Here is a 9305-nt window from a genome sequence, read left to right as displayed (position 1 = left end):
TCGTGAGCGTTCGAAAGTCTATCCAGAATTTGATAGTGAGTTTGGTCATCTTGAAGGGGATACTATTGTTGGTAAAAACCACAAAAGTGCTGTTATCACACTATTATCACACTATTATCACGCTTCGAACAAAGGGGCGAAAAGCTAGTGATATTGAACAAGCACTAACTAGATGGCTCTCAAGATTTCCAAAAGATCTCTTTAAATCAATGGCCTTTGATTGTGGGAGAGAGTTCTGTAATTGGAAGACGATTTCTAACCAACACGACATTGATATTTTCTTTGCGGATCCAGGTTGCCCTGGGCAACCTGGATTAAATGAACACTCAAATGGGTTATTAAGACGTCATGGACTACCTAAACAAATGGATTTTAATGGCTTGTCTCAAAAAGTGTTATCAGCTATAGCTGATAGACGAAATAACATTCCTAGGAAATCACTAAACTATCAAACACCTTATCAAGTTTTTCTGAGTTACATAAAATGTCTAGCTTAATTTGACAATCTGGGATATTTAAAATCTAAGAAAGAAGACGTTCCGTCTCAAAAATCGAATAAGTCTCTTGTTTACTTGATGTCACAATTAAAATATCAGAAGTTCTCATATTCCCAAGATTACAAGGATGAAAAAATTAACCGTGAAACCTATATATATTATAAGCAAGAAATAGATAAGAAGTTTGATGATATTGAAGAAGAATTAAACAAATTGAATAATTCTCAATGTATGGTTGACAGTTCGCTGTCTAAAGAAACACTTTGAGAATCAGTGAAACAAATTATAGTTAACCATGCTGGTGGCTATCGAATTGACTATAAGAATATCTGAAGAGACTTTATCATGAAGTCTCTTTTTTAAAAAAATATTGTTAAGAGATGCTGTCATTAACTTGACACAAGAGGGTAATTTGGATTCGACGGTTCGTATTGCAGAACAAGGACTTCCAATTGCCTATGTAACCATCGGTGGTAATCCTAAGCATTTCGCGCAGCTTGTTGCCATTTATAAAGAATTAGGTGCTCGTCATGGTCACTGTCCAGAGCAGCTGAAAGTCGCAGCACATTCATGGGGATGGATTGAGGTAGACAATCAAGCTGCGATTGATCATTATTTCCATCCAACTAAGCAAACAGTAGATAACATTGCCAAAGGGCGTCCGCACTGGCGTGAAATGACCAAGGAGCAGTACCTTCAGTCTATCGGTCCTGATGGGGCAATGTTTGTCGGTGATCCAAAGGCGGTGGCTGAGAAAATCATTCGTATCATTGAAGATTTGTCGCTAGACCGCTTCATGTTTCACTTACCAATCGGTTCTATGCCACACGAAAATATCCTAAAAGTCATTAAGTTGCATGGCGAAGAAGTGGCACCATTGGTAAAACAGCGTTTTAAAAGATAAAAGGTTAATCAAAACTAGTTGCTCAACATGGAAGCTAGTTTTTGAATTTATCCCACTCCTATGACTATAATCCCTTCAAAAATGAGGAATAGTAAGGATATTAGTCCTGCTTTATTCATGTGATTTACCTCACTTTTTTTTTCTTTTATTATATGATAAAATATTAAAAACAAAAAAACATTCCCATATATGCGTGATGGAGGAAGAGAGATGAAAAATTTTGGAGAAATTTTTAAAACTTTTCGAGAGTCTAGAGGATTAAAGTTAAAAGATATCGCAAAGTCTGGTATATCAACGTCTCAGCTCTCACGTTTTGAAAAGGGAGAAACGGATTTAACCATTTCAAAGTTCATGCTCATTTTGGATAGAATTAACATGCCGATTGATGAATTTATGTATGCGGTTCATGACTTTCATCGGGATGAACTGAATGAACTCTTATCAAAAGTTAGACATTTTGTATCTAATCATGATGTTGAGGGTATGAAAAAACTTCTTTATTCGCAGATGGAATTGGAGGATATACGGGAGAAATTTCATCAAATCAATATCATTTTATTGAAAATTCGCTTGCAAGATTTATCAGGAGAAAATTATTATGATGAGAAGGAGTTAGAAGATTTAACTGACTATTTATTTAGTGTAGAATATTGGGGATATTATGAATTATTGATTTTCATGAATACTTTGGATGTTTTAAAACATAATGTTTTTATGGTTTTGGCAAGAGAAATGGCTAGACGTTCGGACTTTTATAAAGAAATTCCTAATAATAGGCGCTTAATTTCAACTATGCTGTTAAACGGATATATTACATGTGTTGAAAGAGAAAAACTTATGGATGCCTTGTATTTTGAAAAGCAATTAAATCAATGTTTTTTCATAGAGACGGAGATTTATGAACGATTGGTTTTTCAATACGCTCAAAACCTATATCAGTACAAAAAAGAGAGAAATGGGAAAGCAATTATTGAAATGAAGAAGTGTATTGGAGCGATGAAATTAGCAGGAAGCAGTCACTTAGCAAAGATTTATGAAAGCCATTTAGAAAAACTTTTAGCAAGTAAGTAATAATGTGCAGATATGGGAAAATTTTTGAAATATATATTAGAAATGTATAATTGAACCATCAAATAAAGGAGGACACTAAAATGGATAATCATCAAATTATCGATTTGGAAGAATTACTAGTCAATCAATCTGGCTATGTTGCTCATGATTGTGGACCTAGTCATTCTTGCGGTGGTGGTAGACAGTAACTATCTAGTTTTTGTTGAGAGGGGGACTAGTTGCTCCCTTTCTTTTATTAAGAGGATTGACTATGTTAAAAGAATTTATTACTGAATATAATACTTATTATTTTAATTCTAATAATTTTACACTCTCAACTTCGTTAGATAATTCTAATAACGATATTGGAAAAGAACATGATAACAATATTTTAAGAAAAGTAGTTATCAATATTTCAAATAGTTGTAATCTCTCATGTGCTTATTGTTATGCGGATGGGGGTAATTATGGAATGACTAGTCAGCTCATGGATATTACAACAGCAGATAAAATTATTGAACAGCTAAGCACCAGTGGGGTTCGTTGCATAAAGAGATTGATACTTTTTGGAGGTGAACCATTTTTAAACATTGATTTATTTGTTTATCTTATTGAAGAACTTTCTAAAAATATTGAACTTAATAAAATTGAAACTGTGACTAATGGTACAGTTTTGAATAAGAAAGTTAAAGAGACGATTGAACGTTATCATCCTTTTTTAACGATTAGTCTTGATGGTCCGCAATTAATTCATGATAGACTAAGAGGAAAGGGGAGCCATAGACGAACTTTAAAATTTATTGAATATTTGAAGGAGATAAATTATGAAAATTTTGAGATTGCATCGACTTATACGCGAATGCACCAAAAATATGGATTTCAAAAAGAGGATATCTATGACTACTTTACTCAAATGGATGTTAGATTTAATATCAATAATGTATTTAGTAAAAATAAAATTTTAGCAGTAAAAGAAATGGAGATGAGCGAGGAAAAACGAAAACTATTTATTAATCAGTCTCTAGAAGATATCATAAATAATAACGATAAAAACTATATAAGTCCGATTGTTTATGATGTTTTGTTATCAATGATTTTCAAAAGTAAGGCAGAATCTTTTTGTGATGATATTGACCCTGAAACAACTATCACATTTGACGTTGATGGAACGGTGAAATCTTGTTTTAGGTTTTGGGGGACGCATAACAGTGATAAGGTTTCTCATTTCAATAATAAAGATAATTTTACTAAGTGTAAAGATTGCTGGTGTAAAGGTATGTGCGTAGAGTGTGTCGCAAATATGATTGATGGTTATTCACCTATTATCTCTGAAGAGGGACAATTTATTGACTGTCGAAAACAAATATTAATGGAATATTGTATTTATAAAATTATTGAACTGAGTCAGGATAAAGAACGTTTATCAAAATTAGTAAATAACTTTGAAAGGTTTATCAGATATGCTTAGCAAATTGATTTCTAAAAAGCATTTAATCGTATATTTTATCTTTATTGCGATTACTTGGTTAGAGGCACTTATCACGCCGAGCCTGGTTTCTCGTATTGTGGCTAGTTTTGAGAAAAAATCTCTTAATGAGTTAGGGATTGCTCTAGCTATAGGGATTATTGGGAATTTTATTATTTTGATAGGACTTGCTGGAAAGCGGTATTACTATGCCAGAATTGTTGCCGATTTTACCCTAAACATGAAACGTAAGCTCTTTAATCATTTTCTTTCGGGTAATAAAATCCATACAGCAGATATTCTATCTAACCTAGAGAATGATGTCAAACAATTGGAAAATGATTACCTTGAGCCTAGTGTTATTATCATATCATCTATCGGTTTTACGACAGTTTCCATAGCTTATGCCTTGTTAACGAATTTTGGCCTGGGTCTAATTTTTATCTTTTTTTACGCCATTCCAGCACTTTGTAGCGGGATTGGTAGTCAAAAATTAGATCGTCTTTCAAAGGCTAGAGCTAATTCTAATCAAGATTACCTATCCCAAGTGACAAATATTATTGGTGGGGAACGGGTGATTAAACATTATCGTGCAAGAGCGTTTTTCTTTGCACGGTTTGAGAACGTTCTCTCCAAAAGAGTTCATCAAGATATTCGCTATGAAAAGCAACGGACCGTGAATAATGTCATTATCCATAGCATAGATGCCTTTTGTTCGGTTGTTCCGATTATTATCGGTGGTGTGATGACTTATCATGATTATATCTCTGGTTCCCAATTTGTTGCGATTTATTTAGTTGCGCACAATATCGGTTATCAGTTTAACGAGTTATCTTACTATCTCAATACTTACAAATCAACGAAGCAGCTTAGAGATAGCTATGCTTTCTTACTTGAAGATGATGTCAAAGAAATGGTTACCAAAACTTCTCAATCACTCTTTCCGATTAACATCAACCGTGTTGGGCTAAAACGGGGAAATCACACCATTTTTAAGGACTTAACATTTAATATTGAAGAAGGTGAAAAGATTGCTCTAATCGGTCCAAGTGGTAGTGGTAAAACAACTATTCTAAATATGATATATGGCGAACAGCTACCAGATTCAGGAGAGGTGACCTTTTCTCAACAGCACTTAGAAAAGGAGCAAATTTCCAAATCTGTATCTTATATCTTGCAAGAATCTTACGTTTTTGATGGGTTAAGCCTCGAAGATAATATTGCACTTGGACAACCTCTTGATGACTTAAAAATGGCAGAAGTGTTAACTTCCGTTAATCTGTTATCCTTAAAAAATCAGTTGCTTTATAATACTCAGCTGTCAGGGGGAGAAAAGCAACGCTTAGAAATTGCTCGTAGTCTATATCATGATAACCAACTAATCTTGGCTGATGAGATTAAATCCAATCTTGATAAGGCAAATGCGACTCAGATTTCAGAGATATTGATGGCGATGCGCCAAACTCTAGTAGAAGTCATCCATCACTATGAGGATGAGACATTGGCTAGATATGATAAGGTAATTGATTTATCAGATAACATCTAAGGTCCTTGGGAGATTTTCCTAAGGACCTTTGTTTTTATTGAAACTAGAGAAATCTTGATTTTTTTGGTACAATGAAGGTGTTATGGAAAATCAAAATATTATTAAAATCTCTCAAGATTTGGGAGTGACAGAACAGCAAATTGAGCAAGTTCTCTTGCTAACCGAAGAAGGTAATACCATCCCTTTTATTGCCCGTTACCGTAAGGAAAAAACGGGGAATTTGGATGAAGTGCAGATCAAGGCCATTATTGATTTGGACAAGTCTCTGACAACCTTAGCAGAGCGTAAGGAAACTGTTCTGAATAAGATTGAGGAGCTCGGCAAATTAACGCCTGAACTCAAAGCAGCTATTGAAGCGGCGACAAAATTAGCAGATGTTGAGGAACTTTATCTGCCTTATAAGGAAAAACGTCGTACAAAGGGAATGATTGCGCGTGAAGCAGGGCTTTTCCCATTAGCACGTCTGGTTTTGCAAAATGTTCCGAACTTGGAGTCAGAAGCAGAGGCATTTATTGCAGAAGGATTTGAAACGGCTGAGAAAGCTTTAGCAGGTGCCTGTGATATCTTGTCTGAAGCTCTTTCTGAAGATGCCAAACTGCGTTCGTGGACGTATAATGAAATCTGGAGTAATAGCTTGCTGACGGCACAAGTTAAGAACGAAGAAGCTGATGATAAACAGGTCTTTAAAGTGTATTATGACTTTAGCGATAAGGTATCTAAACTCCAAGGTTATAAGACCCTGGCTCTTAACCGTGGAGAGAAATTGGGAATCTTAAAAGTCAGCTTTAACCACCAGTTGGACAAGATGACACGTTTCTCTGAAGCACGCTTTAAGGAGAAAAATACCTACATCGAAAAAGTCGTTCAAGATGCTTTGAAGAAAAAGATTGTGCCTGCTATGGAGCGTCGTATTCGCACCGAATTGTCGGAAGTAGCAGAAGATGGGGCTATCAAACTCTTCTCAGAAAACTTGCGTAACCTTCTTCTTATTGCTCCGTTGAAAGGTAAGATGGTTCTCGGTTTTGACCCAGCTTTCCGTACGGGTGCTAAATTGGCCGTTGTTGATCAGACTGGTAAATTGATGACCACACATGTCATATATCCTATCCCACCAGCAAGTGCAGGTAAAATTGCAGTAGCTAAGAAAGAGTTAGCTGAGCTATTGACGACTTATCAGATTGAATTGATTGCGATCGGAAACGGGACAGCTAGCCGTGAAAGTGAAGCCTTTGTCGCAGAGGTCTTGAAAGATTTCCCAGAGGTTTCTTATGTGATTGTCAATGAAAGCGGGGCGTCTGTCTATTCAGCCTCTGAGCTAGCCCGTCAGGAATTCCCAGACCTGACCGTTGAAAAGCGCTCTGCCATCTCCATCGCAAGACGTCTGCAAGATCCACTGGCTGAATTGGTCAAAATTGATCCTAAATCGATTGGTGTTGGGCAATACCAGCACGATGTTAGTCAGAAGAAATTAGCTGAAAATCTTGATTTCGTTGTCGATACGGTGGTTAACCAAGTTGGGGTCAATGTTAATACGGCCAGTCCAGCACTGTTAGCGCATGTGGCAGGGCTTAATAAGACTATTTCGGAAAATATTGTTAAATACCGTGAGGAAAATGGGGAAATCAAATCCCGTGCGGAAATCAAGAAGGTACCTCGTCTCGGTGCTAAAGCATTTGAGCAGGCAGCTGGTTTCCTACGCATTCCAAATGCTAAGAATTTCTTGGACAATACAGGTGTTCACCCAGAAAGTTACCCAGCGGTAAAAGAGTTGTTGGCACTTTTGGATATTAAAGTTTTGGATGATGCGAGCAAAACCAAATTGCAGTCTGTAACTGTTTCAGAGATGAGTGCGAAACTTGATATTGGTGAGGCAACGCTGACAGATATTATCGCAGACCTGTTGAAACCAGGGCGTGACCTCCGTGATGAGTTTGAAGCACCAGTGCTTCGTCAGGATGTCTTGGATGTGAAAGATTTGAAGCTTGGGCAAGAATTGCAGGGAACGGTTCGTAATATTGTGGACTTTGGCGCCTTTGTTGATATTGGCGTCCACGAAGATGGGCTTATTCACCAGTCTCGTCTCGTCAAGCGTAAACGTGATAAGAATGGACGGCCGCTTCCTTATCCACACCCAAGCGAGGTCTTGGCTGTTGGAGATATTGTTACAGTTTGGGTGACCGAAGTTGATTTGGACCGTAACCGCATTGGTCTAAGCTTAGTAAAACCACATGGACTTGATTAAGTACGTTCAGCAGGTCTCTAGAGACGATTTCGGATGGGATTTTCACCATACGGCTCATTGGAATAATCGGCTTCAAACGACTGGAGGACGATTTTTTCCAAAGGATGGTCATCTGGATTTTAACCCGAAACTGTATGCGGAGCATGGACTTGATGTTTTCCGAAAAATTGTGCGCCATGAGCTCTGCCATTACCATCTGTATTTTCAGAAAAAAGGCTACAAGCATGGGGATCAAGACTTTAAAAATTTGCTAGCCAAAGTGGATGGTTTGCGGTATGCGCCGCCGACTCAGTCGGCTCAAAAGGCTTATCGCTATCATTATGAGTGTAAAGCCTGTGGACAAGAATACTGGCGAAAGCGTCGCATTGACCTTAGTAAATATCGTTGTGGGAAATGTCGAGGTAGATTAGAGGCAAGTAGATCATCTCAAGAAATTTTTGCTCAACAGTGAAGTAGTGTTGCCAAAATCAGTCCTGCGACTGATTTGCTTTATAACATAAAAGTTTAGAATAGATATATCATTAATAGAGGAGGACTTTCTATGGAAACTGTTTTTTACAAGAAACGTGAAGGACGATTTGTCAGCGGCGTGTTAGCTGGCCTATCTGATAAGTTTCACTGGGATGTGTCCCTAGCCCGAATTTTGACAGCGATTTTTATGTATTTCTCCTTTGGTTTTGGGCTTTTCCTCTATGTCGTTTTAGCAATTTTTCTTCCCTATAAAGAAGATATTGAAAAAGAACGTTATGGTACTGGACCACGTAGACGAAAAGATGCAGAGACGTTGAAAGAAGATGATGATTGGTTCTTTTAGAGTAGTATAGGTTTGCCATCTTTCTGCTAACAGGACAGAAAGGTCATATAGCTCCCCTTTGAAGGCTGGAACAAGAGTTCTAGCCTTATTTGTTTTATAGTGGATGTAGAATCTATGTAGAACCATGAAAATCCCCTATGATAAGGAATTCTAGGTAAACTCGATGAAATATCCAAGCCTATCGCTGTGGCAGACTGGATTGAAATGTTCGCTACAGAGGAAAGTTTTTAGTTTGATATAGGAAATAAAATAATGAGACTTCCTTAAGTTAAGCTATAAATGATTTTTAGCAAAAAATAAAATATTCTGTCTTTTAAAGTATAGTCATTTAGTTAGATTTTATTTATAGTAAGATGAAATACCAATAGTACATAATGTGATATGAGCTTCTTATGGCATATGCATTAGATTTTTGTGAAAAAGTTCCCGCCTATTGTAAGCGAACAGGTCGTATCACAGAAGCATCAGATGTTTTCCAAATCTTACGACATACCATTTATGGCTGGTTAAAACTAAAAGAGAAAACAGGGAATCTAAACCATCACATCAAGTCAAAGGAACAAAACCTAGGAAAGTTGATAGTGATAGCCTCAAAAACTATCTTACTGATCATCAGATGCTTATTTGGCTGAAATAGCTTCTGAATTTGACTGTCATCCAACTACCATTCACTATGCTCTCAAAGCTATGGGATATACTCAATACTTACTATGAACAAGATCCAGCAAAAGTAGCTTTATTTCTTAAAAATGTTAACCATTTAAAATACTTAACACCTGTTTATAGT

At 36.7% G+C, this 9305-nt stretch carries 7 protein-coding genes and 3 pseudogenes; all 10 read left to right on the top strand.

The window, feature by feature from the left end:
- Positions 1-497: pseudogene (locus ACFPQ3_RS03255) on the top strand (IS30 family transposase); the annotation flags it as partial.
- Positions 498-903: 406 nt separating this feature from the next.
- Positions 904-1401, top strand: a pseudogene (locus ACFPQ3_RS03250) (LLM class flavin-dependent oxidoreductase); the annotation flags it as partial.
- Positions 1402-1611: 210 nt separating this feature from the next.
- Positions 1612-2472, top strand: a complete 861-nt coding sequence (locus ACFPQ3_RS03245; protein WP_156807159.1) for an Rgg/GadR/MutR family transcriptional regulator — start codon at positions 1612-1614, stop codon at positions 2470-2472.
- Between the two features lie 80 nt (positions 2473-2552).
- Positions 2553-2660 carry a streptosactin gene (gggA, locus tag ACFPQ3_RS11810; protein WP_443031890.1) on the top strand — a complete coding sequence of 36 codons (108 nt, stop codon included), beginning with the start codon at positions 2553-2555 and terminating at the stop codon, positions 2658-2660.
- A gap of 62 nt (positions 2661-2722) precedes the next feature.
- Positions 2723-3919, top strand: coding sequence for a streptosactin maturase GggB (gene gggB / locus ACFPQ3_RS03240; RefSeq protein ID WP_156807158.1), 1197 nt, complete (start codon positions 2723-2725; stop codon positions 3917-3919).
- Positions 3912-5462 carry a streptosactin export ABC transporter GggC gene (gggC, locus tag ACFPQ3_RS03235; protein ID WP_156807157.1) on the top strand — a complete coding sequence of 517 codons (1551 nt, stop codon included), beginning with the start codon at positions 3912-3914 and terminating at the stop codon, positions 5460-5462. The genes gggB and gggC overlap by 8 nt, the downstream gene beginning before the upstream one ends.
- Before the next feature lie 82 nt (positions 5463-5544).
- A complete protein-coding gene (locus ACFPQ3_RS03230) occupies positions 5545-7704 on the top strand; it encodes a Tex family protein (RefSeq protein ID WP_156807156.1) in 2160 nt (719 codons plus the stop codon).
- The gene (locus tag ACFPQ3_RS03225) at positions 7691-8155 is read left to right on the top strand and encodes a SprT family protein (RefSeq protein WP_156807155.1); all 465 of its coding nucleotides are present in this window, start codon (positions 7691-7693) and stop codon (positions 8153-8155) included. Before ACFPQ3_RS03230 ends, ACFPQ3_RS03225 begins: the two co-directional genes overlap by 14 nt.
- A gap of 90 nt (positions 8156-8245) precedes the next feature.
- Positions 8246-8518 (top strand): PspC domain-containing protein, encoded by a 273-nt coding sequence (locus ACFPQ3_RS03220; RefSeq protein WP_156807154.1) that lies wholly within the window; start codon positions 8246-8248, stop codon positions 8516-8518.
- 392 nt (positions 8519-8910) lie between these two features.
- Positions 8911-9305, top strand: a pseudogene (locus ACFPQ3_RS03215) (IS630 transposase-related protein); the annotation flags it as partial.

The sequence above is a fragment of the Streptococcus caledonicus genome (assembly GCF_042656225.1).
Classification (GTDB): domain Bacteria; phylum Bacillota; class Bacilli; order Lactobacillales; family Streptococcaceae; genus Streptococcus; species Streptococcus caledonicus.
The sequence above is the reverse complement of the archived record's forward strand: the minus strand, read 5'-3'. Positions and strand labels throughout refer to the sequence as shown.